The sequence below is a fragment of the Mesorhizobium sp. M1A.T.Ca.IN.004.03.1.1 genome (assembly GCF_003997555.1).
Classification (GTDB): Bacteria; Pseudomonadota; Alphaproteobacteria; order Rhizobiales; family Rhizobiaceae; genus Mesorhizobium.
In genome coordinates, this window is sequence record NZ_RZTV01000297.1 from 1 (window position 1) to 274 (window position 274).

The 274-nt window shown below is 57.7% G+C and carries 1 pseudogene; it reads left to right on the top strand.

Features of this window, described 5'->3' with window-relative positions:
- Positions 1–85 precede the first annotated feature (85 nt).
- Positions 86–274: pseudogene (locus EOD29_RS31745) on the top strand (hypothetical protein); the annotation flags it as partial.

A 274-nucleotide genomic window follows, 5' to 3' on the forward strand; every position in this document is an offset into this window, starting at 1 on the left:
TGGAAGGAGTAAAGCGAATTCGAGCCTGATTATCAAGATCGATTACCCGGTCTACCTTGTCTCCATCGCGCCAAGGTGGCGCCAAATGGAGATCGAGATGTCTGATAAGACCGAATTCAACCCCTCAAATACCCTCAAGGGCAAACGCGTCCTGATCGTCGGCGGCACGTCAGGTATCGGCCTTGCGGCGGCCATCGAAGCAAAAGGCGCAGGCGCACGCGTCACGGTGCTCGGCTCCGACCATGAGCGCTCCCGGACTATTGCCGCGAAGCAT